The following is a 22,029-nucleotide window of genomic DNA, read 5'->3' on the forward strand; positions in this document are numbered from 1 at the left end:
GAAATAAACTAGTTTTGTGAGTAAAATAAAGAATAATGGAAAACAAGTTTAACTCGAGAACGCTAGTATTGCTATTGTTTATGGTTGTCATCATTGGATTGAGGGTAATTGCGCCACTTTCTCCTGATTTCAAAGTCATTGCCAATTTCTCTGCATTTGGCGCGGTAGCCTTATTTGGTGGAGCTTATTTCAAAAATACGTTTAATGCTTTTGCCTTGCCAATGCTCATTTTGTTATTGAGCGATATCGGACTTGCACTCGTAATGGGCAAAGACTATGGCTTTTACCAGGGCTGGTACTATACCTATATTGCCTTTGCGCTGATGGTTATGGTAGGCAGGATTTTGATTAAAAAAGTCAACATCCAAAACCTTTTTGCCGCTAGTTTGGCTGTGGTTTTTATACACTGGATCGTTTCCGACTTTGGTGTTTGGTTAGGTTCTACGTTTTATCCGCAAACCTTGGCCGGTTTTTGGGCCTGTCTGGTAGCTGCTATTCCTTTCGAGCTCAACTTCCTTTATGGCACTTTGGCCTATACGGCTTTGATGTTCGGTGTATTCGAAAGCTTAAAAGCAAAATATCCTGTTTTGAGCCTAAAAAGAGACATTGCACACTCTTAACAAATAAAATATTCGAAGAAAGCCCTTTTGTACCATCGTGCAAAAGGGCTTTTTGTTTAAATTAGCAGATCCAAAGCCGCCAATATGACTAGCAACCCTCGCCGGCTTTTGAATGATAAGCGTATAAACCGATGAAACTGCCATGGGCAAATACCTGTAAATTAAGGTAATGCCGATGATTTCCGTTTGCAACAATGTGCAATTTCATCGCCATGAAAAAACAGTGATGAAAAAAAGACTAGTAGTTTTAACGGGAGCAGGTATCAGTGCAGAAAGCGGCCTTAAAACCTTCAGGGATTCTGACGGACTGTGGGAAGGCTATAACGTTAGGGAGGTGGCTACTCCAGAAGCTTGGGATTGGAATCCGGTGTTGGTGCAACAGTTTTACAACGAACGCCGCAGGCAGGTACGCGCCGCCATGCCCAATGAGGCACACCTGGAACTGGCCAAACTCGAAACCCATTTCGACGTCCATATCATTACTCAAAACATTGACGACCTGCACGAAAGGGCAGGCTCCAGCCAGATTGTCCATTTGCACGGACTCATTACCCTGGCACAATCCGATCAAAATCCTGCGCTTGTTTATCCCATAATTGGCGACGAAATTAAGATGGGCCAACTGTGCGAACTGGGTTCGCAGCTAAGGCCACACGTAGTTTGGTTTGGCGAAGCTGTGCCAATGATCGAAACCGCGGCCAACATTTGTGCAACTGCTGACCTGTTTATGCTGGTAGGCAGTTCGCTGGCCGTATATCCGGCTGCCGGATTAATTGACTATATACCCAAACATGTACCTAAATATATTATCGATCCTAAAATCCCATCGGTAGAGCGCTATCACAATTTGATCAAAATTGAAAAATCTGCTACTCTAGGCTTAAAAGTGGCTGCCGATTTATTAAAACAACATGTCTAATCGCAAAAAAGCCGTATTTAACTGGAGCGGAGGGAAAGACAGTACGCTGGCCCTTCACTATGTATTGCAACAAAAAGAATTCGAAATCAGCCATTTGCTCACCACCCTAAACGATTCGTTTAATCGTATTGCCATGCACGGTGTCAGGGAGGAGCTTTTGGTCAGGCAGGTGGAAAGCCTAAAGCTTAACCTGCTACAAGTAAGATTACCCGAAATGCCCAACATGGAAATTTATGAGCAGCTAATGGGAAGACAATTGAGCAGGCTTAAAGAAGAAGGCATTACCCATGCCATATTTGGAGATATATTTTTGGAGGATTTGAAGGTTTACCGGGAAAACCAGTTGGAGCAGTTGGGCATGTCGGCCGTTTTTCCGCTATGGAAGGGCGATAGCTTGGAATTGGTGCGCGATTTTATAGAATTAGGGTATAAAACCATTGTAGTAGGAGCCGAAGATGGCTTGCATGACTTTTGCGGGCGGATAATAGACCACAAGTTTTTGGATGATTTGCCCAATTACGTTGATCCATGTGGCGAAAACGGAGAATTTCACACTTTTGTGTTTGATGGCCCCATTTTCGAAAAGCCGATTAATTTTACCCTCGGCGAAAAGATTTTCAAGGCTTTCCCTAAATTTAACCAAGAAGATCTGCCTACGGGGTATTGGTATATCGATCTCATTCCCGCCGATTAGCAAGGCCTATTTGTTTTTCTTGTTGAACAGCTTGCTCAGGTTAGGCTTGATGCCTACGGTAAGCGGTACGGCGCTAAAACTGCGGTTCTGTATTTTACTGAAACCCTGCATATAGCTGGCTTCAATAAATAGAGAGGCCCCGCCAATGTTGTACTCTGTGCCCAATCCGGCTTCTACCATCCCCATGCCGTTGCTTTTATTGTCGAGCGTAGCCGAATGATTGCTTTGGTCGATGGTGATACGTGGCGTAAGGATAATCCCGCCACCTGCACCGGCAAAACCATACCAGGCGAATTTACCATCGATATGGCGATACCCCAGCGCCAAGTTGAGCAGGTAGGTAGTAGTTCTTGCTTTTTTCAAGGAATAGCTGTAGCCCTCATCCGGGCTTAGTTCTTGGTAACCGTAAGCATGCAGGCTTACCTTGGGATAAAGAAAAAGACCTTTGTTGCCGAGCCCTAAATTCAAGCCAAGCGACGTAGAAAATTTTGGCTTTAAATAGTCTGCACTTTCACCTACCGGAAAAGAGAAGCCGATGCCGCTCATGCTGTAAAGTTTATCCGGTCGGGTAGGAGAATTTTGCGCTTTTAGTGAAGTTGCCATCAAGGTTGATAAACCCCAAGCAACTGCCATGATGTATTTTTTCATTAGACAGTTTTTAGTGTTTAAGTACAACAGCAAAAATGGTATTTTGTTTCGCTGGGCCAAGTAATGATGGCGCCTTATGGCCTCAAAACAAAAATGCCCAAAGTTGGTTGTCTTTGGGCAAACTTTGCATTTATTTGGTTAAAATAACACTCAGAATAATGTTTTGTTTTATTTTTTAAATGATTAATTATCAATAAGTTGTATTTATTTAAATAAATTAATTGTTTTAATGTGGATTGTTAAGGTAGAACTAAAGCATTTAAAATAAAGAATAATATTCTGATTTTAAATTAAAATCACTATTATACAGCATATTACAGTTTTCAATTAAATCATTACTGCTGTCTTTGGTAAGCGGCGTTAAAATCGCTCCTCATGGTTTTGAAACGCGCTGTAACCGTATTTAAAAACTCTTCGTCAAGCATTTGGAAAACTTCGTTTGCTCCTCCTCCCATCAGGTCGAGCTCGGCTAATTTGTAGCTTTGTTCCAGCTGTCCCTGTTCAAATTTGACAATGTATTTCTGGTTCATGCTAAACAAAGTAATCTTAAAATTCGGATGTGGCAATTCGGCAACTATTCTCATGTACTGTGTTTTTTATAGCAAAACGGCGAAGCACTTGCCTCGCCATTGTTGCCTGTTTTTGTTTAAAGTTTAACACCCATTTCCTTGAGCAGGAAATCGGCATGGTCAATTTTTTGTGCTACCCAAAGTACATACCTGATGTCTACGCCGATAGAACGGCTATAGCTTTCGTTCCAGGCATAATCATTGATGGTGGCTTCGTAGGCCCGGTCAAAATTTACCCCAATCAACTCGCCATAAGCATTCATGATCGGAGAACCCGAATTGCCTCCGGTAGTATCCATGTTGTAAAGGAAGGCGACTGGAACATCGTTCAGTTCTTTTTTGACAAACGGTCCAAAATCCTTGGCTTCCCAAAGCGACCTGATCTGTTGCGGGTAATTGAATTCAGGATTTCCGGTAGCTCCTTTTTCTAAAATACCTTTAATGGTAGTGTAGGGTGCCATATAGCTGGCATCGGCGGGCGAGTAGCCACGCACATGGCCATAGGTAAGCCTTAGCGTGCTGTTGGCATCAGGTATGAAGTCTTTCTTCATAAACTTTTCTTTTACATTTACATAATCGCCCATCAGCTTGTTCAGTACGCCGTCTCTACGGTCTTTTTCTGGTTTAAGCGCAGCGATTTGTTCGGTAATGCCTTTTTCGAACAATAAAATGCCGTCGTTGTAATCGTTAACAGACTTGGCCGATTTAAGGATATTGTTGAATACGTAGTTCTGGTCTTTCAACCTGCTCAGTCCAAAGGCATCGTTAATGAAATCGTTGACCATGGTTTCGTTGTTGGCGCCACGGTTGGTAATTTTATCTACCGCACTTACCCTTTGGTTAGCAGAGAAAGCTGAGGCATCCATCATCATTTTCTTTAGTATTCTACGGTCTACATCAATATCATAAGCTTCGTAAACGGTATTTAATGACTGTTTAAGCTTGGTAATATTGCTGTTGAAGTAGTTTTCCTTCTGGGCGTTTGGCTGTGCCTCTAAATCACTTTTAAATGCGTTGAGCTGCTTGGCTACATTGAGCAAGCTGGTAGAGGTGTAGATCTGGCCCAGCCAAAGGTCTCTGTTGGCATCGCCATTGATCTGCTGGTAAAGCTGGTCTATATCGTTCATCAAATTGCCGTATTGGGCCTTCACTTCAACATTTGAGTTGATGAAAGCAGCCAAAGCCGCGTCTTCCTGCTTTTTCTGAGCCACCAAGTCGATGCCTTTGATGCCTTTAAGCTTGCCTCTGTAGTTTTTCATTACGTTGGCGTTTCTTTTGATGCGGGTGGCCAGTTTAAGTTCGGTGGCTTTGTCTTTTTTGCCTACGCTTTCCATCGTGCTGTTTTGGAAATCGTACAATTGCGATACATAAGGCAATAAAAACTGTTGCTGGTAATTGATAAACTGCGCCGGACGGTGGCGGAAAGTTTTACCCGGATAGCCCAAAATAAACACAAAATCTTCTTCGTTGGTTCCTTTGGCATTTACCTTCAGAAACTTTTTAGGGGTGTAAGGCACGTTATCTTTCGAGTATTTGGCCGGCGAACCATCTTTGGCCACATAAGCGCGCATAAAAGAGTAGTCGCCGGTATGGCGCGGCCAAACCCAGTTGTCGGTTTCGCCACCAAACTCACCTATGCGACGGTCGGGCACATAAACTAGGCGGACGTCTTGAATGGTTTTGTATTTAAACAGCACATAACTTTTGCCAATAAACATTTCGGACACTTCGGCTTTGATGCCAGGATCTTTTTTCTCGGCCTCTAAAGCCAAATTCTTCATGGCGTTATTGATGAGCTGCAAGCGGGTGGCCGGATCGCTGATGTTGGCAACCGCGCCTAAAACCTTATCCGAAACATCTTCATAACTATCAGTAATACGGCAGGTTAACCCTTTTGCCTCAATTTCTTCTTCATGGGATTTGGCCACAAAACCATTGTTCAGGTAGTCGTGCTCAGGCGTGCTGGCCAACTGCACGGCGCTAAAGGCGCAATGGTGGTTGGTGATGATCAGTCCCTCGTTCGATACAAAGGAACCGGTACAGCCGCCCACGTTAACCAAGGCATCTACCAAACTGATCCCGTTCGGATTGTACACTTCGTTCTGGTCTATTTTAAGGCCTGCTTTTTTCAGGTCAACTTTATGGATTTCGCTCAGGGGAAACATGCCCTCTTCGGGTGCACGATAGGCGAATTGGCCTATGGCAGTGCAGAGCAGTAAAGTAATTAATAAGGATTTTTTATTCATTTCACTTCGTGTTAGGGTAGTACAGGCCAAAGCTAATCAATTTGTTTAACCTAACGAGGCATTGTTGAATAGTCTTGCCATGTTGATACTTGTCAGCCAGTACTTGAATAAATGCTTAATATTGCTTATTTTAGGGAAAAATATACACGATGGCAAATCTGTCTGGCATTTTCTTTTGCGCCGTTTTGGCGCTCGTGGTGGTAGCCATTGATATTTGGGCTATCCTCGATATCGCTAAATTTCCATTAGATCGTGGCCGAAAAAAATGGATTTGGACCAATATTGTCATGTTGCTGCCCATTGCCGGAGGCCTCATTTATTTTTACGTCGGCAAGAAAGACCTGCTCGCCGTTAAGCGTTGATCAAGTTCTGTCACTCAAACGTTATTTGTTGGTACGCAAAACAAAATGAACCTGATGATTTGTTAGTTTTGCTATTCAATGTAAAAGACCCATGGCAGAAGATTTAACCATTACCCGTACCGGAACCAAAGCAGAACAATACGAATCGCTTATCCCGCAAATTGAAGCCTTGCTTTTTGGCGAAACCGACCTGATTGCCAATTTAGCCAATGTTTGCGCAGCTTTAAAAGAGCAGTTTGGCTGGTTTTGGGTAGGCTTTTACTTGGTTAAAGGCGACGAATTGGTATTGGGCCCCTTTCAAGGTCCGGTAGCTTGTACGCGCATTAAAAAAGACAAGGGCGTTTGCGGTGCTTCTTGGGCCCAGGCTAAAACCCTGGTTGTTCCTGATGTAGATCAGTTTCCGGGTCATATTGCCTGCGCTTCGGCCTCTAAATCAGAAATCGTGCTACCACTTTACCAACAGCAAAACATTATAGGCGTATTGGATGTTGACAGTGAATACTTGGCTCATTTTGACGAAGTGGATGCGAAGTACCTGGAGCAAATTGTGAAACTGCTAGATGCCTAAACTGCCTTATTCCTTTTATCAGCAAGACCATGTAACCGATTTGGCCATGCAACTGTTGGGCAAACAGCTGTTTACCCTGGTTGATGGTAAATTAACTGGAGGTACCATTGTAGAAACCGAGGCTTATAACGGAATCGCCGATAAGGCTTCGCATGCTTATGGTGGCCGTTTTACGCCCCGCACCTCAACCATGTACGAAGCAGGAGGTATTTCCTATGTGTACCTTTGCTATGGCATACATCATCTGTTTAATGTGGTTACCGCTCCAAAAAATACGCCCCATGCGGTGCTAATCCGTGGCTTAATGCCTACCGTTGGGCTAGAAACTATGCTCGAACGCCGAAAAATGACTAGCCTCGCACCTCGACTAACCGCCGGACCAGGTGCTTTGGCTCAAGCTTTAGCCATCAATAAGGCGCTAAATGCCAAAGACTTGCTGGGCGAAGAAATCTGGATAGAAGACAATGGCTTCATTTTTAGCCCTGAACAAATTGTTGCCTCGCCACGTATCGGTGTTGATTATGCCGAAGACCATGCCTTGTTGCCTTGGCGCTTCTATATCAAGGGCAACAAATACGTGAGCAAGCCCAATGCTTAAGTTGTAAGGGCGAAGTCGATTTCATTTTGTGTTTTTATGCATCATCACCAAGATCAGGAAAAAGACCCTCGTTGAGTCTTTTATAGCATGCCGATTGGCCATGGCAGTGACGACCAATCTCCAGAAAAAGTTAAAATGAGCAAATAGACGAAGAAGACTGGCGTTCCGACCTACATCAACCTTTATGGCTATGGCTACAAAAACAGCTATGAGTTACATGAGCAGGTCAATACGAACTACAAAAGGATCAAATTTGAAGGGCTCGGAAGTCAAGTCAAGCAATCTGAATTTGAAGCAAAATATCAAGTCTAGCCGAGAGGTTAGGCTTTTTTTTATTAATATTGGCACATGAATTTCGAGAACAATCTGTCTTTCGCCCAACAGCTAGACCGAGCCGACCCACTAAGGGAAATGCGCAGTCAATTTCTTTTTCCTCAACACAACGGAAAAGAATTTATCTACTTGTGTGGTAATTCTTTAGGATTACAACCTAAAGTAGCACAAGAAGTAATGCAAGTGCAATTAGACAATTGGAAAAACCTGGCTGTAGAGGGTTGGTTTGATGGCGAAACCCCATGGATGTTTTACCATAAGGAACTGAAAAAGCTAATGGCGCCCATGGTGGGTGCAAAAGTTGCAGAGGTTTGTCCGATGAATACCTTAACAGTTAATCTGCACTTGCTGATGGTCAGTTTCTATCGCCCTCAAGGTAAAAGGTTCAAGATCATCATGGAAGCCGGGGCTTTTCCGTCAGACCAGTATGCCATCGAAAGTCAGGTTCGTTTCCATGGTTACGATCCTAAGGAAGCCATTATTGAGGTTAAGCCCCAAGCAGGAGCTTATACTTTAGAAACCGAAGCCATTTTACAGGAAATAAAAGCCAATGGCGACGAAATTGCTTTGGTGCTGTTTGGCGGCGTTAATTATTTTACCGGACAATGGTATGATATGCCTGCCATAACAAAAGCTGGACATGCCGTTGGGGCTACCGTAGGTTTCGATTTGGCCCATGCGGCTGGAAACGTACCCTTAGAACTGCACGATTGGGACATCGATTTTGCCTGCTGGTGTTCTTATAAATATCAAAATTCTGGTCCTGGAGGCATCAGTGGTATTTTTGTGCATGAAAAACACTTTTCCGATACTTCATTGCACCGTTTTGCTGGTTGGTGGGGCTACCAGGAAGCACAGCGCTTTAAAATGGAAAAAGGCTTTGTGCCCGAGGCTGGTGCCGATGGTTGGCAGGTAAGCTGTACCCAGGTAATGCCTATGGCGCTCTACCATGCTTCGTTGCAACTGTTTGAAAAGGCAGGCTTTATCGAACCTTTAAGAAATAAAAGTAAAACTTTAACTGCTTATTTATTTTATGTTATTAATGAGGTAAATAAGAAATTAGGAGAGGAGCAGTATCACATCATAACCCCCGCAACCGAAGCCGATAGAGGCGCTCAGGTTTCCATCATTGCCAAAGCCAACGGTAAGCTGGTATTCGATCAGTTGGTAGCTCATCACGTACTTGGCGATTGGCGCGAACCCAACGTAATCCGTTTAAGTCCGGTGCCTTTGTACAACAGCTTTGAAGATGTATACAGAACAGGAGAACTATTATTGACCGTTAGCCAGCAATTAAATGATTAACTATAATCCCAAAGAGTGGTCGCACTTTATCTTCCATATCCATAAAGCCGATACTTTTCGCAAGCTTTGGCCATTGATGCTTGGCGTGGCCGTATTTTCTGGCCTCATTGCTTTTGTAGAGCTCAATTACCTGAAACTGGCCGAAACCACCTATATCAAAAACGTGGGCATGATGCATAACCTCTTAGGTTTCGTGATTTCGATGTTACTGGTATTCCGAACCAATACTTCTTACGATAGATGGTGGGATGGAAGGAAGCTTTTGGGTGCGCTGACCAACGTAAGCCGCAATTTTGCCATTAAAATCAAGTCGCTTAACCTCGACAAGGAAGAAAATTCCTTTTTCAAATATGCCATTCCAAAATATGCCTTTGCCCTGAAAGAGCACCTGCGTGAAAAGCAGTACTTTGGCAAAGACAGTTTCCTAATCGAAATTGACGGGGGTAAGCACATTCCGAACCAGGTGGCTGCGAGCATCGTCGGTAGGCTTTATGGCTTGCAGGCTGCCCACAAGATTTCGCAAGAGCAGCTGATTACCCTCAATGCCGATGCTACGCAGTTTACCGATATCTGCGGTGGTTGTGAGCGCATCAGGAATACGCCGATTCCTTTTTCTTACAGTGCTTTTATCAAAAAATTCATTTTCATCTATGTCATTACCTTGCCCTTTGGTTGGGTGTTTAGCTTGGGTTATTTTGTGGTGCCCATTGTGCCTTTCATCTTGTATGTATTGGCCAGTTTAGAGTTGATTGCCGAAGAAATAGAAAACCCTTTTGGTGTGGATGCCAATGATTTGCCGGTAGATCAGATTTGCAGCAACATTGAAAAGCACGTAGAAGAGATATTAGGCTAAATATGGAGCATTTCGGCATGCCCACTATTGCTTATTTGGACCTTGTTTAATCATTCTCTAGCTCAATGCCTACTAATTTATTCGTTCAATAATTGCGTTATTGATGCTCAAAATAGCTTATCACCGTCTTTATGCGCATCCGCTGCCAGCCGGACATCGGTTTCCGATGCTCAAGTACGAGCTGATCCCCGAACAGTTGCTACACGAAGGCACGATTAGGGAGGACAACCTTTTTGCGCCAGAGCCCCTGGCCGAGGAAATAATCCTGGCTACGCACGATCGCGTTTATTGGCAGCAGCTCAAAGGGTTGACTTTGCCTTTAAAAGAGCAACGTCGCATTGGTTTTCCCTTGACCGCCCAATTGGTAGAACGCGAAATCAGGATTGCACAAGGAACCATAGATGGCGCTAGCTTTGCCCAACAGTATGGAATTGCCTTTAATGTAGCTGGCGGAACGCATCATGCAGGGAGCAACTGGGGCGAAGGTTTCTGTTTGCTGAACGACCAAGCCATTGCAGCTAATTATTTGCTAAATAAAGGTTTGGCTAAGCGTATCTTAATCATCGATTTAGATGTTCACCAAGGCAATGGCACCGCACAGATCTTTGCCACAGAACCCCAGGTATTTACTTTTTCTATGCACGGCGACAAGAATTTCCCTTTTAGAAAGGAACAGTCCGATTTGGATATTGCCTTAGCCGACGGCACTGGCGACGAAGAGTTTCTGTACAAGCTCAAAACAGCACTGGCCGAAGTATTTAGTAGGCAACAACCCGATTTTGTTTTTTACCTAGCTGGGGTTGATGTATTGGCCAGCGACAAATTGGGAAAACTGGCTTTAAGCAAAAAAGCCTGCAAAGAACGCGACCAGCTGGTTTTTGAGGCTTGCCTTAAATACCAGGTGCCGGTACAGGTAAGCATGGGCGGAGGTTATTTGGAAGATATTAAGGTGATTGTAGATGCCCATTGCAATACCTTTCGGCTGGCCGCCGATTTGTTTGTTTAATCCTTATCTTCGCGGAATGTTAGAAATTGTGTATCAGGATGAACATTTAATAGCCATTAATAAGCCACATGGCTTATTGGTGCATCGCTCTAAAATAGCGAACGATGCGACCGAATTTGCCCTGCAGCTGTTAAGGGATCAGATTGGCCAACAAGTAAGCCCGGTGCACCGTTTGGATAGGAAAACCAGTGGGCTATTGCTGTTTGCCTTCGAAAAAGAAGTTGAAATTGCCATGCACAAGCAGTTTATGGAAGGCGAGGTGAGCAAAAAATACCTGGCCATTTTACGAGGCTATGCACCCGATCAGTTAGACATCGACTATCCGTTGGCCAAAGAAAACGGCACGATGCAAGATGCTTTTACTTCCTTTGTAACCCTGCAACGCGCCGAAATTGACGTGGCTTTTGGCAAACACGCCACTTCCAGGTACTCTTTGGTAGAGGCTACACCAAAAACAGGCCGCATGCATCAGCTACGCAAGCATTTTGCCCATATTTTCCATCCCATTATTGGCGATCGAACACATGGTTGCAACAAACAGAACCGATTTTTTAAGGAGCAGTTTGCAATGACCACGATGTTGCTGCATGCCAGTCAACTGGCTTTTGCACATCCGGTAACTGGTCAGCAAATCGAGTTGAAAGCAGGCGTACACCCCGAGTTTAAGCGAATGATGGAACTGATGAAGCTGGCCTTTGAAAATTAGAAGTCGAAAGCCGTTGCCTTTGGTCAGGCCATTAAAAAACGTTTTTATTTACAAATTGCCTCTTTTAGCACAATATTTGTTTGCCGTTTGCTGTTAAAAAAGACAAATGACGAAATACTTCTACCTTATCTTAGCCTTTGCCATGCTCGCGCTGAGCAGCTGTTCTTCCATCTATATGCCAAGCGTACCCAATACGCCCATGCTGACTACGCAAGGTGAAATTGCTGCTGGAGCCCATATTTCGCTAAAAGGCAATGCCAACTTCAACTCGGCCTATGCCATTAGCAACCATTTTGCCGTATTGGCCAATGGCGCCTACCTGAACAACGAAGCCACCAAAAAGGACATCAAGCACAAAATGATCGAATTTGGGGCGGGCTATTTTGATACTTTTGGACCAGACAATAACCGCATTCTCGAAATTTATGCCGGTGTGGGCAGCGGCAAAAGTCATAGGCTGTTTAGAGAGTTCGATGAGCAGAAGATTTTGCTAAGCACAGACCTGTACGATTCTAAATACGATAAACAATTTATCCAAGTTAATTACAGCTCTAAGAAAAAAGACAAATTACGCCTGTTCGGTGTAAATTTTGCGCTCAATTATGGCACAGCCCTGCGCATGAGCTTTGTGAAAACCAACGATTTTTTTCGCAACGGCGTAAAGCAACCCAATGAAGACAATGTTTTTCTAGAGCCTGTATTTTTTACCCGCATGATTTTGAGCGACGAGGTGCAGCTGCAGTACACCAGTGGCAGCAATTTTGGCTTAAAAAACCGCAAATTCCTAAATGCAGGCAATTCGGTGTTCAGTGTAGGAGCCGTGGTAAATTTAGGCCGGGCCAAGAAAAAATAGCCCAGGATTATTGTAGCTTTGTAGCTATGCGGTACCTGTTTCTCTTTTTCCTGTTGCTTTTCAATGCGAAACTAAAGGCACAGCAAACCTTTAAAGCGAAGTTTGATTCGTTTAAAAAGCTCGAGATAGACAGTGGCATCACCCTTACTTTCGATGAGCCTGACCAGCTAAAAACTGCGCTACCCACCAAGCTCATTATTTTTGCCTTGCCCAACGGTAATACCACGGCCCAAAGCTTTGGTAAGCAATTAGCCCCTGGCGACGATTGGCATTTTGATATCCAACATATAGGGGCGCAGACAGCTTTTATCCGGAAAGCAGATCCTCAAACCAATTACATTGTGGTTTATGCGGAAAATTCGCTGAAGGCCTGGCCAGCTTGGCGCAGAAAATTTGCCAACAGCGACGAACGCATAGCCAATTTCGTAAAACTGATTGAGAGCCACTATGCCCAATATCATCCTCAATTAATTTTAACAAGCCATAGTGGGGGCGGAAGCTTCATTTTCGGTTATATCAATGCCCAGCAATTGTTGCCGGCAAACCTGGCGCGAATAGGCTTTTTAGACGCCACCTATGGCTACGAAACCGACAAACATCAGTCCAAATTGGCCAACTGGCTAAAGTTGCCAAACAAATCGCTACAGGTAATAACCTACAACGATAGCGTGGTGACATACAACGGCAAACCCTTGGTATCGCCAACCGGCGGAACCTGGTACCGGAGCCAGCTGTTGGCCAAAGACCTTGTTGTTGCTGGCCAGTTGCAAAAACAGGAATTTGAAGACCGGATCAGTTTTAGGAATAGACAGGGAACTACGGCATTTATACTGATCAAAAATCCGGCAGCCAAGATTTTTCATACTGTTTTGGTAGAGAAGAACGGGTTTATCCAATTGGTTTTGGCGGGTACCAAATTTGAAGATAAGGGCTACAAATTTTGGAAAGACCGGGCTTATGCTTCTTTTATTTTGCCTTGACATGAAATCAGAAGATGACAAATTGCTCAGAAAAATCATCCATATTGATATGGACGCATTCTATGCATCGGTTGAGCAGCGCGATTTTCCGAAATATAGGGGCAAGGCACTGGTGGTTGGCGGTCCGCCTGAAGGTAGGGGCGTGGTGGCTACCGCTAGTTATGAAGCACGAAAGTTCGGCGTTAAATCAGCCATGACCAGCCGTAAAGCCCAGCAGCTCTGTCCACATGCCATTTTCGTTTACCCGCGCTTCGCTGCTTACAAAGAGGCTTCGCAAAAAATAAGGGAAATATTCAGGCGTTACACCGATCTGATTGAGCCGCTTTCGTTGGACGAGGCGTATTTAGATGTTACGGAAGATAAATTGGGAATCGGTTCGGCCATTGCCATTGCCCAGGAAATTAGGCAGGCCATTAAAGATGAACTGCAACTCACCGCATCGGCTGGTGTATCCATCAACAAGTTTATAGCCAAAATCGCATCGGATATGAACAAGCCCGATGGCTTAACTTTTATCGGGCCGTCCAAAATCGAAAAGTTTGTAGAGCGCCTGCCCGTCGAGAAGTTTTTTGGCGTGGGCAAGGTCACTGCCGAGAAAATGAAGCGCCAAGGCTTGCATACCGGACTAGACCTCAAGCAACTGGGTGAGCAGCGTATGGTACAGCTGTTTGGCAAAACCGGCAAGTTCTTTTATCATATTGTGAGGGGCATTGACAACAGGCCGGTACAGCCACATCAGGACATCAAATCGATCAGTGCCGAAGATACCTTCTCATACGATCTGGATAAAGGCGAAGAACTTAGCGAATGGCTGGACAAGATTGCCAGGTCGGCTTACAAAAGGCTGCAAAACCATCAGGTATTTGGCCGTACGCTGACCCTGAAAATCAAATTTGGCGATTTTAAGCAAATTACCCGAAGTACTTCTCTTGCTACACCTATTTTAGAATTGGAACAGGTGCTGGAAATTGCCAAAAGCCTTTTGGAACAAGTTGATTTCGCTGGCAAGAAAGTGAGGCTAATTGGTATCGGCTTTTCAAATTTTGGTGAGGCCAGAACCAAAAACAATGCAACCGGCTACCAAACTTCCTTATTCGACCTGTAGCTAACATAACCTTTGCTTAACTTTAAGTAAACAATTCCGCCTTATTTTTACTTAATAATTAATAAGGGTTCATTCATCCTGTACAAGTTAATATGAAAATCAACGTTGTAGTTATTGCGATCGTTATTGTTGCTGTACTGGCTTTTGTTTATTTTATTGTGAAACGCAATAGAAAAGACCAAAAGGATTTAGAACAGGAGCTTAACGAACGAGAAGTAAAGCCAGAAAAGCACCGCGACCAACAGGTTTAGCCTAGTTGTTGCTTGTTAGCTGTTCTTCCAATATTTCTAGTAAACCGTCTATATCGAAAGGCTTTGGTACAACCTCGTCTGCACAAACTTCTTTCACTTTTTGTATTTGTGGGTGCGTAGAGAGCACTATAACCGGTATATGACTGGTTTGTTCGGCCTCTTTAATCTGTCGGCAAAGTTCGGTGCCTTCTAAGGTAGGTTTTACAATATCCAGCAAAATGGCATCGGGTCCAAATGCAGTAATGTGTTCGAATATGTTTCGTTCGGTGGTATGCAAGCTGGACTCATAACCCGCTTCTTCTAATACCAAAGAGATCAATTCAAGAATATCTCTGTCGTTTTCTATAACCAGCACACGCTTTTTCATTGAGGTAGCTTATTAAAATTTGCGACTAAATATAGTGTAATTCTTGTATTTGCCAACAAATTAAAATTCAGAATTATTTGGGCAGTTCAGGTTGCCTGTCTTTCCAAGGGCTTGTAGTAATTGCCTGCAGAAAAGCAACCACGGCATCTCTTTCGCCCTTGCTGAGCCTTAAGCCACGCAACAGCTTGTCGTTTTTAGGCAATAGCGGGTCGTTTTCTTGCTCCGGCTTTACTCGCTGCACCGGCATGCCCACATTGTACATGTTCAAAATGCCATCCATATCGCCAAAGAGGCCATTATGGAACCAGGGTCCTGTACGCATTACATTGCGCAGGCTTGGCGTTTTGAATTTACCAACATCTTCGGGCTTTTTGGTTACGTTGTACAAGCCCAAGTCCTCGTATTTGCGTCCATAATAGGTGAGGCCCACGTTGTGGAAATCGTTATCGGTAAACAAAGGTCCATTGTGGCAGTTCACGCAGCGTGCCTTGGTTCTGAAAAGATGCAAACCCACCAATTGCTGATCGGTAAGGCTATTTTTGTTGCCTTCTAAAAACCTGTCAAAATCAGATTTCCTGCTGACAATGGTTCGTTGAAAATCGGCCAGGCTTTTAAAAATACGTTCGGTATTGATCTTATCATCACCAAATGCGGCCGTAAACAGGGTTCTGTAGCCTTTAATCTGCTTCAGCTTTTTAGGCAGTACCTTCATGTCCTGGTGCATTTCTATTTTAGAGGTAAGCGGGCTTTCGGCCTGTTCTTCCAGGCTATTGGCGCGGCCGTCCCAAAACAAGCGCTTGTAAAACCAAACATTTTCCAGCGATGGCGCATTGCGAGTATTAGGTGCATGGTCGTGGCCAATAGACACTTCTCGTCCATCGGCCCAGTTCAGGTCGGGTACGTGGCAGCTCGAGCACGAGATCTGATTCGATTCGGAAAGGCGCGGGTCAAAGAACAGCATCCTGCCCAAATCGACGATCTTTTTAATCGAATCGTTTTTGAGATTGATTGGCGAAGGGGGCAAGATGCCCAATTCGGTATATTTTACACCAGAATCAATGGTTGGCTTTGGCCATTGGCTCGGCGGTTTAGCATAGATTTTTCTGAGCGAATCGACAGGAATATCATCGCCCGTCCTAAACTCGGTCGACCTGAACGACAGGAACAACAAAAAAGCAAACGTAACACTTAATCCAAACAAAATCTTCTTCATGGCATCAAAAATATAGATTTAAGCTCATATTTGTGGCAAAACGATCCTTCCCCGGCAAACTCGAATAAGCGCTTTCGATTGTTTGTTCTTCTAGTTTTCTGAGGTAGAAGGTATTAATGGCAATGGCCGATCTCATGGTTCTGAAAATTGGAAATCCATAGGCCATTTTAAGTTGGCCACCAAGCGATGTAGCGGTATTGAAAATATAATCGCGATTGATGACGTTTTGGGTAAAGTAACCTGGCTGCTGCACTACCTTAAACGCGCTGGCCAAAGGCAGGTTGTAAGAACCCGTTAAGTTAATGGCAAAATAGGTATGGTTGGTATTGCTATGATTCAATCCGTAACCTAAAGACAGGAGCAGGTTGTTGTAGTATACATTGTTGCCACTGATGCCATCGGTTCTCTCTTCGCTGTACTGCTGGGCAGCCAAATAAAAGCTATGGGTATTCGCTTCCGCATATTTGTTGACAAACAGCTTTGCCGTTACATCGTTGCCGTTATAGATGTAATTATTGGCCTGGTAAGTGAGGTTAAAATCCTTTCCGGTTTGGCTTTGAAAGTTAACGGTAGCTCCATAGCCAAGGCGATTTGATTTGTTGAGCCATAAAAGATTAACTTTCGTAGTTTCCAGGCCATAGCTGGTGTAGTCTGTAAAACCGCTGCTGTTGCTGTAAAAATAGTGCTGATTTTCTTTAAGGAAGCTTCCGTTCAGGTAAAAATCACCTAAAGTATTTGTATGTAAGTCCATAAACAGATCGGCTCCGTTTCTTACCATTTTATCATCATAGGTTCTGTTTTTCAAGGCGTCGTCCCATTCCCGATATCCGTTTACCAAATGATTGTAATACACGGGGAAAGCCGAACTTTCATAATACCTTGGATTTTTATAGCCTATGTTGATGCTTTCGCGACCGTAGCCATGTCCATAACCAAGCCCGGCTTTAAAGGTCTTCGAAAAGCGATAGCCCAAAATGCCCTTTAAATTGAATTGGTACTCACCAACCGAACCTCTGGGGTCGTTGGTAGAGAAGTGGTCGCCGACTTTGTAATTGGTCTCGAACGAAAAAGTCAACTTGTCTTGCCAAATGCTTTTGCTGGCCATGGCATTAAAAGCATAAATGGTCCGTTCATAATGCACATAGCCCGGCGATCCGAAATAATACGGCGTAGTGGTATTGCTTCGGGTTTGATGGGCATAGCGCGTGCTGTCTTCGAAAATCTTTTGGTAGTTTAAGCTTCCAAACAATTTAACAGTGCCTATTTTGGCTGTTCCTTCGGTAGCAAAACCACCACTGTTAATGGTAGTTGCGCCTTGCGCCGGTATAAAATGGCCTCGCTCAAAACTGTAGGCCACACCGGCACGGCTCACCCTGTTGGGCATCAAGTCGATCAGGTAGTAGCTGCTGGCCTGCGCAAAACGCATTTTAGCCAGCTGTATCGAATCGGCATAAACAAATTGCGAAAGATTGGCATTGGCCAGACCTATCGAATCCTTTCTGCCTTGTGCAAACGTGGCAAAAGGCAAAAGGAGCAGGAATAGAAAACAATATTTGCTTTGGTACATTGCAACATTAAATCGCCAGTCGCTTAAAGCTGGCTATGGTTATGTTATTTAAAACCTCTTGGGGTGGCTACGTTGAGGAAAGTGAAATCTTCGGTACTGTTGTTGGTGTCTTTCAAGACAATACGTCCGTTTACTGTTTTTTCGGTTTTTCTGATGATCGACTGCGAAGTATAAGAACCTAGTGGTACGTAGGTAAAGCCAGCATCAAGAGCCGAGTTGTATTTTTTAGGAATACGGTCATCGGCCTCTACCGGTTGAACTTCAACGGCATCGATCACGTATTTGTTCGGAATTTGATAGTATTTGGTGGCTGTTGAAGAAGGGGCGGCCTTGGTGGGATAGTTGTACATGGGCCAATCTTTAGGGCTTTGGGTACCATCAGCTTTGATCAAGGCATAAGAATACCTGCCCGGATTATCGAAAATCATATCAGTTCCGAAATACGAAAGCACGGTAAGGTTCGGTACATTTGGGTTGTCGATATCAGATGCCAAGGGTTTGGCCAATAAGGGCGCATAATAGGCTTCAAAATCGGCGCCACTCAAATCAATGGTCAATGCCGGATTGATTACCGTAACCTGCTTGCCATCGGTACCCGTAAATGGCGCCTTGTGGTTAATGGCGGTTTGCGCCACTACAATGCTTTTGCCGGGCTGTACAGGATATTGCTTGCCGGTTCCGGGAATCATCAAAAATGCGCGGGCGTAGATGTAATCGTTATTAGCGTCGATATTGGCTGGCATGTTCACCGATTTAGACCAGTCTAATTGGCCGGTTGAAGCCAATAGATTATAAGAATTGGCAGTCGATTTGGTAATCAGGCCAACGGTTTCGGCAAAATAAAGGCTATCAGCATACAATACCTTGTCGCTGTTGTTGTAAAACTCTATAAATTGATCCCTGTACAAGGCGCCGTTAACACGGTCTGAACCTGCAAAGTATACTTGCTTGATGACCCAATCGCCGGTAAAACCAGCCCTTAGGTTAAGCGAAAGCGTTTCGTTAAAGCCTACCGCAATCTGTTTGTTTTTAAGCGAAGCATTAAAAGTTACGGCCCTGTCTACCGGAATAGCCGTAATAGCGGTATAATCTGCGGCCGAAATCGTTGCCGAAGCATCAATATCGTAGGCCCCTGGCGATAACTGTGAAATCAGCAAAGTTCCTTTTTCAGAAACATTAAACTCACGAACGGTTTTGGTGCTTACGTTGGTTACCTTAACTTTTACCACGTTTAAAGGCAACTTATAGGTACTGGTTTCAAGGTTGTAAGATACATTTACATTTACGTCGATGGGCTGTATCTCTGTCGTGTTATTTTTTTTGCAAGCCGTTAGCGCTAAGCTGGCCAAAAACAGGTAAAGGTATTTTTTCATGTTGCTGCGATTAAAAAAATTAAAGTTTTAACGAAATCTCGGCTCCAAAAGTTGGAGCACTGTTGGGGAAGGTATAAGTATTGGTTGTCGAAATATAATAGGGCTGATAGTTGAATACGTTGTACACATTGAAGGCAAACCTGAAACGTTTCCTGATCTCTTTGGCCAGGCTCAAATGGAAATTGGGAATGATTTTAGGCACATTGTTTTCGTTGATTTCCGACGAAGGCTTGATCAAATGGCCATAATCCAAGTTGTTCGGATCTGGATCGGTTACCGTAATGTATCTACCATCGCGGGTAAGATAGCCCAGCGGGATGCCAGCTGTTGGCGATTGCACGGTTTTTTGAAGCAAAGAAAAATCGGCAATAAAGCTTACTATCAAACTGATTTTAGGGATATGTGTAGACGAACTCAACGAGGCATTGCTCAAATACGAAGTACGGTTGGCAGGTTCATAGACACCGATAATGGCATAATCGGGCCTAGCAGTGCCTTCGTCGGTAAAGCTCGACTGCCTTGGACTGTTGGTGCGGTATTTCGTTCTGAAAATACCCGCGCTAAGGTTAAAGCTGGTGGCTAATGCAGTGATTTGCGGCGTGTTGGCAATCAGTTCAATGCCATCATTGTCCGACCTCAGGTCGTTGTTGAACGTAGAATAGGTGAAGCTGTAGTTTTTGGTACCCGTTTGCGTAATGATCGGCTTTTGGTTGGGTACCGGCGTTACCGTGTAAGACGGCAGGGTAACATATTCACGTTGCGCAACCGTGCTGATGCCATCTCTCGATTGTTTGCTGAATACGGCCAACGAGATACGGTAGTCTTTCATCTTGAGCTGAGACGTAAATTCGAAAGTCTGGCTTTTCGATGATTTGATGTTGCTGGCCGTAGGATTATAGCGGTTGACGTAAACCAGGTAAGTGCTTTCGGCTGCTTTGCCGTTGTAAGCGTTTACCAGTGGTATTTCATTATACACTGGTCCGGGATATCTTTGCGCCAACGAAGGCGATTTAAATGCCAAGCCGTAAGCCAAGCCGATGCTCAGGTTATCGCTCAACGAATAATTGGTATTGATCCTAGGCGAGAAGGACGGCAGGGCATTTTGAATATCGTACCGCAAACCGCCACGTACATTAAGTTCCCTTTTAAAGAGGTTCAGTTTAAAGACGTCCTCTAGGTAAAGACCAACGTTTTGTTGCGGTATGGCCAAAGCAAAATCGTAATAACGCTCAGAACGGTTAGAAGTGAGCGAAGTAGGAGCAACGGCCGTCTGTGCGCGGGGCCTGCTAGGATCTAAAACCTGGCCCAAGCCCTTGTTGGCGCCGTAATCATAGCTGATGCCAAAACCCAGGAAATGCGTGGTATTTCCGAGTTTAAAATCAGCATTGAAATCCAGTTTGGCCGAAGCGTTGACTGGCCGGCCATCTATTAGCGATTGAGCCGTATAAATGCCCGGTACATAACTTCCTTCGTGTATACCGGTGGTGGTGGCGTCAGAAATAATGGCGTATGGCTCATTTCTGTACTGTTCTTTATAGCTGACCTGATGGCCCTCGGCATAGCGCAGGTTAAGTGAAACACTCTTCAGGAAATTGGTATTCAAGCGGTAAAAACTACGATTGGCTGTACTGAAGTTCCAGCTGTTAAATTTGGTTACGGTTTTGCTGATATCGTCTGGATCGCGCTTAATGCCATCAAGATTTTGGCCATAATCAATGCTCAAGGTATTTTTAAGGCGTTTTTCCTTGCCAAAAGTATTGGTATATATGGTAGAAGCATTGATTCTGCGGTAAGCCTTGATTTTGTCGCGGTTATCGGCAAAAGAATTTACGTAGTTGAGGCCTACATTCAATGCCCCCGCTTTGGGCGAGAGCTTAAAGCCCTGCGAATACCCATAAGAAGTGGCATTGTCGCGCAGCTGCATGCGCAGGTAAGCCGGCGCCTTGCCCGCTTGGCGTTCAACAATCAGCGCCCCATCGCTCAAATCGCCATATTTGGCGGGCGCAACACCCGAAATCACTTCTATGCTTTCGATGTTGTCGGCAGGTATCTGCCGCAAATCCGTCCCACCAAAGGCAAAGTCGCCGGAGTACGACGTTGTGCTCGTACCGCTTAAGCCATACGAATTGCCGCTTGACAGGTAGGAATTGCTGACCCCCAGCATACCAGGATTAAAGCTCTGCATGTTCATGTTGTTGCTAATGGCATTGCCATCAACAATAATGGCCACGCCAAAGGCATTGTTCATTTCAAAGGCGCCTCTGTTGTTGGTGGTCGGCGCAAAGGTAGAACGCAAGGTAAGGTTCTGTACATTTTGCAAAGATGGAGGCGTGACCTTTCTGTTCGGAATTTGGTTCAGCAGGTCTGAAAGGCTCAATGCTGGCGTACGTTCAATAATGTCTCTGCTGATGATCAGCGATGAGTTGGATGAACCTTCGTAATTTCTTTTGGCATTGATGTCGATGGTAGCCAGGCTCAGGTTGAGTTCCTGCATAACTAAAATGCCAAAGTCGAAACCATTTGCCGTGAGCTTAATCTGGCTGGTCAGTTTTTGGTAGCCGATGTAAGAAAACTCAAAAGTAAGCACAGCATTGCCAATGTGGCTAAGCTGTACTTTGAATGCGCCATCTTTATTGCTCGTTAAATATTGGTTGAGCTCAATAATTTTAATATTAACAGCTTCAAGCGCTTGACCTGAGGAAGCGGTTACTTTGCCCGAAATAGTGGTGCTTGGCTGGCCAAATGCACTAAACAGGCTACACGATAAAAGTAAGGTATAAAGTAGTTTCAATTAAGACTAATTCTAATTTGGCGCAAAGATGTGAAAAATCTGAACAGCCGACAAGTTATTTAGAATAATTCTTAATTGTAGTTTAGATTGTTACACCAAAGC

General features: G+C 44.4%; 22 protein-coding genes. 14 read left to right on the plus strand and 8 right to left on the minus strand.

What is annotated here, in order from left to right; all coding sequences use genetic code 11:
- Positions 1-35 precede the first annotated feature (35 nt).
- From AC6H1S_RS08685 to AC6H1S_RS08695, 3 genes are all read left to right on the plus strand, one after another.
- Positions 36-620 carry a DUF6580 family putative transport protein gene (locus tag AC6H1S_RS08685; RefSeq protein WP_199138042.1) on the plus strand — a complete coding sequence of 195 codons (585 nt, stop codon included), beginning with the start codon at positions 36-38 and terminating at the stop codon, positions 618-620.
- Positions 621-846: 226 nt separating this feature from the next.
- The gene (locus AC6H1S_RS08690) at positions 847-1,539 is read left to right on the plus strand and encodes an SIR2 family NAD-dependent protein deacylase (RefSeq protein WP_497565913.1); all 693 of its coding nucleotides are present in this window, start codon (positions 847-849) and stop codon (positions 1,537-1,539) included.
- Positions 1,532-2,233, plus strand: coding sequence for a Dph6-related ATP pyrophosphatase (locus AC6H1S_RS08695; protein WP_199138046.1), 702 nt, complete (start codon positions 1,532-1,534; stop codon positions 2,231-2,233). Before AC6H1S_RS08690 ends, AC6H1S_RS08695 begins: the two co-directional genes overlap by 8 nt.
- A gap of 6 nt (positions 2,234-2,239) precedes the next feature.
- Here the strand turns inward: AC6H1S_RS08695 and AC6H1S_RS08700 are convergent, their stop codons facing one another.
- The 3 genes from AC6H1S_RS08700 to AC6H1S_RS08710 all read right to left on the minus strand — a co-directional run bounded on the left by AC6H1S_RS08700 (position 2,240) and on the right by AC6H1S_RS08710 (position 5,696).
- Complete coding sequence (locus tag AC6H1S_RS08700) at positions 2,240-2,881, minus strand: hypothetical protein (protein ID WP_199138048.1); 642 nt, start codon at positions 2,879-2,881, stop codon at positions 2,240-2,242.
- A gap of 335 nt (positions 2,882-3,216) precedes the next feature.
- Positions 3,217-3,465 carry a hypothetical protein gene (locus AC6H1S_RS08705; protein WP_199138050.1) on the minus strand — a complete coding sequence of 83 codons (249 nt, stop codon included), beginning with the start codon at positions 3,463-3,465 and terminating at the stop codon, positions 3,217-3,219.
- A gap of 62 nt (positions 3,466-3,527) precedes the next feature.
- Positions 3,528-5,696 carry a S46 family peptidase gene (locus tag AC6H1S_RS08710; protein ID WP_497565914.1) on the minus strand — a complete coding sequence of 723 codons (2,169 nt, stop codon included), beginning with the start codon at positions 5,694-5,696 and terminating at the stop codon, positions 3,528-3,530.
- A 149-nt stretch (positions 5,697-5,845) separates the two neighbouring features.
- On the opposite strand from AC6H1S_RS08710, the gene AC6H1S_RS08715 reads away from it, so the two are divergent.
- From AC6H1S_RS08715 to AC6H1S_RS08765, 11 genes are all read left to right on the plus strand, one after another.
- Positions 5,846-6,058: a PLDc N-terminal domain-containing protein gene (locus AC6H1S_RS08715; RefSeq protein WP_497565915.1), complete on the plus strand. Its 213-nt coding sequence runs from the start codon at positions 5,846-5,848 to the stop codon at positions 6,056-6,058.
- A 91-nt stretch (positions 6,059-6,149) separates the two neighbouring features.
- Positions 6,150-6,626 carry a GAF domain-containing protein gene (locus AC6H1S_RS08720; protein ID WP_199138057.1) on the plus strand — a complete coding sequence of 159 codons (477 nt, stop codon included), beginning with the start codon at positions 6,150-6,152 and terminating at the stop codon, positions 6,624-6,626.
- On the plus strand, positions 6,619-7,224 hold the full coding sequence (locus AC6H1S_RS08725) for a DNA-3-methyladenine glycosylase (protein WP_497565916.1): 606 nt from the start codon (positions 6,619-6,621) through the stop codon (positions 7,222-7,224). The genes AC6H1S_RS08720 and AC6H1S_RS08725 overlap by 8 nt, the downstream gene beginning before the upstream one ends.
- 348 nt (positions 7,225-7,572) lie before the next feature.
- Positions 7,573-8,862: a kynureninase gene (gene kynU, locus AC6H1S_RS08730; protein ID WP_497565917.1), complete on the plus strand. Its 1,290-nt coding sequence runs from the start codon at positions 7,573-7,575 to the stop codon at positions 8,860-8,862.
- Positions 8,855-9,715 (plus strand): bestrophin family protein, encoded by an 861-nt coding sequence (locus AC6H1S_RS08735; protein WP_497565918.1) that lies wholly within the window; start codon positions 8,855-8,857, stop codon positions 9,713-9,715. The genes kynU and AC6H1S_RS08735 overlap by 8 nt, the downstream gene beginning before the upstream one ends.
- 103 nt (positions 9,716-9,818) lie before the next feature.
- Complete coding sequence (locus AC6H1S_RS08740; protein ID WP_497565919.1) at positions 9,819-10,721, plus strand: histone deacetylase family protein; 903 nt, start codon at positions 9,819-9,821, stop codon at positions 10,719-10,721.
- 16 nt (positions 10,722-10,737) lie between these two features.
- Positions 10,738-11,427, plus strand: coding sequence for a pseudouridine synthase (locus AC6H1S_RS08745; protein WP_199138067.1), 690 nt, complete (start codon positions 10,738-10,740; stop codon positions 11,425-11,427).
- A 106-nt stretch (positions 11,428-11,533) separates the two neighbouring features.
- Positions 11,534-12,280 (plus strand): hypothetical protein, encoded by a 747-nt coding sequence (locus AC6H1S_RS08750; RefSeq protein WP_199138069.1) that lies wholly within the window; start codon positions 11,534-11,536, stop codon positions 12,278-12,280.
- Positions 12,281-12,306: 26 nt separating this feature from the next.
- Positions 12,307-13,260 carry a hypothetical protein gene (locus tag AC6H1S_RS08755; RefSeq protein ID WP_497565920.1) on the plus strand — a complete coding sequence of 318 codons (954 nt, stop codon included), beginning with the start codon at positions 12,307-12,309 and terminating at the stop codon, positions 13,258-13,260.
- 1 nt (position 13,261) lies between these two features.
- Entirely contained in the window at positions 13,262-14,365 is a 1,104-nt protein-coding gene (gene dinB / locus AC6H1S_RS08760; RefSeq protein WP_497565921.1) for a DNA polymerase IV, read from the plus strand.
- 92 nt (positions 14,366-14,457) lie between these two features.
- Positions 14,458-14,616: a hypothetical protein gene (locus AC6H1S_RS08765; protein ID WP_199138081.1), complete on the plus strand. Its 159-nt coding sequence runs from the start codon at positions 14,458-14,460 to the stop codon at positions 14,614-14,616.
- Position 14,617: 1 nt separating this feature from the next.
- Here AC6H1S_RS08765 and AC6H1S_RS08770 read toward each other — a convergent pair whose 3' ends face one another.
- The 5 genes from AC6H1S_RS08770 to AC6H1S_RS08790 all read right to left on the minus strand — a co-directional run bounded on the left by AC6H1S_RS08770 (position 14,618) and on the right by AC6H1S_RS08790 (position 21,927).
- Complete coding sequence (locus tag AC6H1S_RS08770) at positions 14,618-14,983, minus strand: response regulator (RefSeq protein WP_199138083.1); 366 nt, start codon at positions 14,981-14,983, stop codon at positions 14,618-14,620.
- A gap of 73 nt (positions 14,984-15,056) precedes the next feature.
- A complete protein-coding gene (locus AC6H1S_RS08775; RefSeq protein WP_497565922.1) occupies positions 15,057-16,196 on the minus strand; it encodes a cytochrome-c peroxidase in 1,140 nt (379 codons plus the stop codon).
- Between the two features lie 4 nt (positions 16,197-16,200).
- The gene (locus AC6H1S_RS08780; RefSeq protein WP_497565923.1) at positions 16,201-17,763 is read right to left on the minus strand and encodes a DUF6850 family outer membrane beta-barrel protein; all 1,563 of its coding nucleotides are present in this window, start codon (positions 17,761-17,763) and stop codon (positions 16,201-16,203) included.
- Positions 17,764-17,807: 44 nt separating this feature from the next.
- On the minus strand, positions 17,808-19,136 hold the full coding sequence (locus AC6H1S_RS08785) for a DUF4876 domain-containing protein (RefSeq protein ID WP_497565924.1): 1,329 nt from the start codon (positions 19,134-19,136) through the stop codon (positions 17,808-17,810).
- A 19-nt stretch (positions 19,137-19,155) separates the two neighbouring features.
- Positions 19,156-21,927: a TonB-dependent receptor domain-containing protein gene (locus AC6H1S_RS08790; RefSeq protein WP_497565925.1), complete on the minus strand. Its 2,772-nt coding sequence runs from the start codon at positions 21,925-21,927 to the stop codon at positions 19,156-19,158.
- Between the last annotated feature and the right edge of the window lie 102 nt (positions 21,928-22,029).

Source organism: Pedobacter sp. TM02, assembly GCF_059705275.1.

What these genes read in the sequence shown, in the direction of transcription:
- AC6H1S_RS08685 (WP_199138042.1), top strand. Translation starts at nt 36, where the DNA reads ATGGAAAACAAGTTTAACTCGAGAACGCTAGTATTGCTATTGTTTATG.
- AC6H1S_RS08690 (WP_497565913.1), top strand. Translation starts at nt 847, where the DNA reads ATGAAAAAAAGACTAGTAGTTTTAACGGGAGCAGGTATCAGTGCAGAA.
- AC6H1S_RS08695 (WP_199138046.1), top strand. Translation starts at nt 1,532, where the DNA reads ATGTCTAATCGCAAAAAAGCCGTATTTAACTGGAGCGGAGGGAAAGAC.
- AC6H1S_RS08700 (WP_199138048.1), bottom strand. Translation starts at nt 2,881, where the DNA reads ATGAAAAAATACATCATGGCAGTTGCTTGGGGTTTATCAACCTTGATG.
- AC6H1S_RS08705 (WP_199138050.1), bottom strand. Translation starts at nt 3,465, where the DNA reads ATGAGAATAGTTGCCGAATTGCCACATCCGAATTTTAAGATTACTTTG.
- AC6H1S_RS08710 (WP_497565914.1), bottom strand. Translation starts at nt 5,696, where the DNA reads ATGAATAAAAAATCCTTATTAATTACTTTACTGCTCTGCACTGCCATA.
- AC6H1S_RS08715 (WP_497565915.1), top strand. Translation starts at nt 5,846, where the DNA reads ATGGCAAATCTGTCTGGCATTTTCTTTTGCGCCGTTTTGGCGCTCGTG.
- AC6H1S_RS08720 (WP_199138057.1), top strand. Translation starts at nt 6,150, where the DNA reads ATGGCAGAAGATTTAACCATTACCCGTACCGGAACCAAAGCAGAACAA.
- AC6H1S_RS08725 (WP_497565916.1), top strand. Translation starts at nt 6,619, where the DNA reads ATGCCTAAACTGCCTTATTCCTTTTATCAGCAAGACCATGTAACCGAT.
- kynU (WP_497565917.1), top strand. Translation starts at nt 7,573, where the DNA reads ATGAATTTCGAGAACAATCTGTCTTTCGCCCAACAGCTAGACCGAGCC.
- AC6H1S_RS08735 (WP_497565918.1), top strand. Translation starts at nt 8,855, where the DNA reads ATGATTAACTATAATCCCAAAGAGTGGTCGCACTTTATCTTCCATATC.
- AC6H1S_RS08740 (WP_497565919.1), top strand. Translation starts at nt 9,819, where the DNA reads ATGCTCAAAATAGCTTATCACCGTCTTTATGCGCATCCGCTGCCAGCC.
- AC6H1S_RS08745 (WP_199138067.1), top strand. Translation starts at nt 10,738, where the DNA reads ATGTTAGAAATTGTGTATCAGGATGAACATTTAATAGCCATTAATAAG.
- AC6H1S_RS08750 (WP_199138069.1), top strand. Translation starts at nt 11,534, where the DNA reads ATGACGAAATACTTCTACCTTATCTTAGCCTTTGCCATGCTCGCGCTG.
- AC6H1S_RS08755 (WP_497565920.1), top strand. Translation starts at nt 12,307, where the DNA reads ATGCGGTACCTGTTTCTCTTTTTCCTGTTGCTTTTCAATGCGAAACTA.
- dinB (WP_497565921.1), top strand. Translation starts at nt 13,262, where the DNA reads ATGAAATCAGAAGATGACAAATTGCTCAGAAAAATCATCCATATTGAT.
- AC6H1S_RS08765 (WP_199138081.1), top strand. Translation starts at nt 14,458, where the DNA reads ATGAAAATCAACGTTGTAGTTATTGCGATCGTTATTGTTGCTGTACTG.
- AC6H1S_RS08770 (WP_199138083.1), bottom strand. Translation starts at nt 14,983, where the DNA reads ATGAAAAAGCGTGTGCTGGTTATAGAAAACGACAGAGATATTCTTGAA.
- AC6H1S_RS08775 (WP_497565922.1), bottom strand. Translation starts at nt 16,196, where the DNA reads ATGAAGAAGATTTTGTTTGGATTAAGTGTTACGTTTGCTTTTTTGTTG.
- AC6H1S_RS08780 (WP_497565923.1), bottom strand. Translation starts at nt 17,763, where the DNA reads ATGTACCAAAGCAAATATTGTTTTCTATTCCTGCTCCTTTTGCCTTTT.
- AC6H1S_RS08785 (WP_497565924.1), bottom strand. Translation starts at nt 19,136, where the DNA reads ATGAAAAAATACCTTTACCTGTTTTTGGCCAGCTTAGCGCTAACGGCT.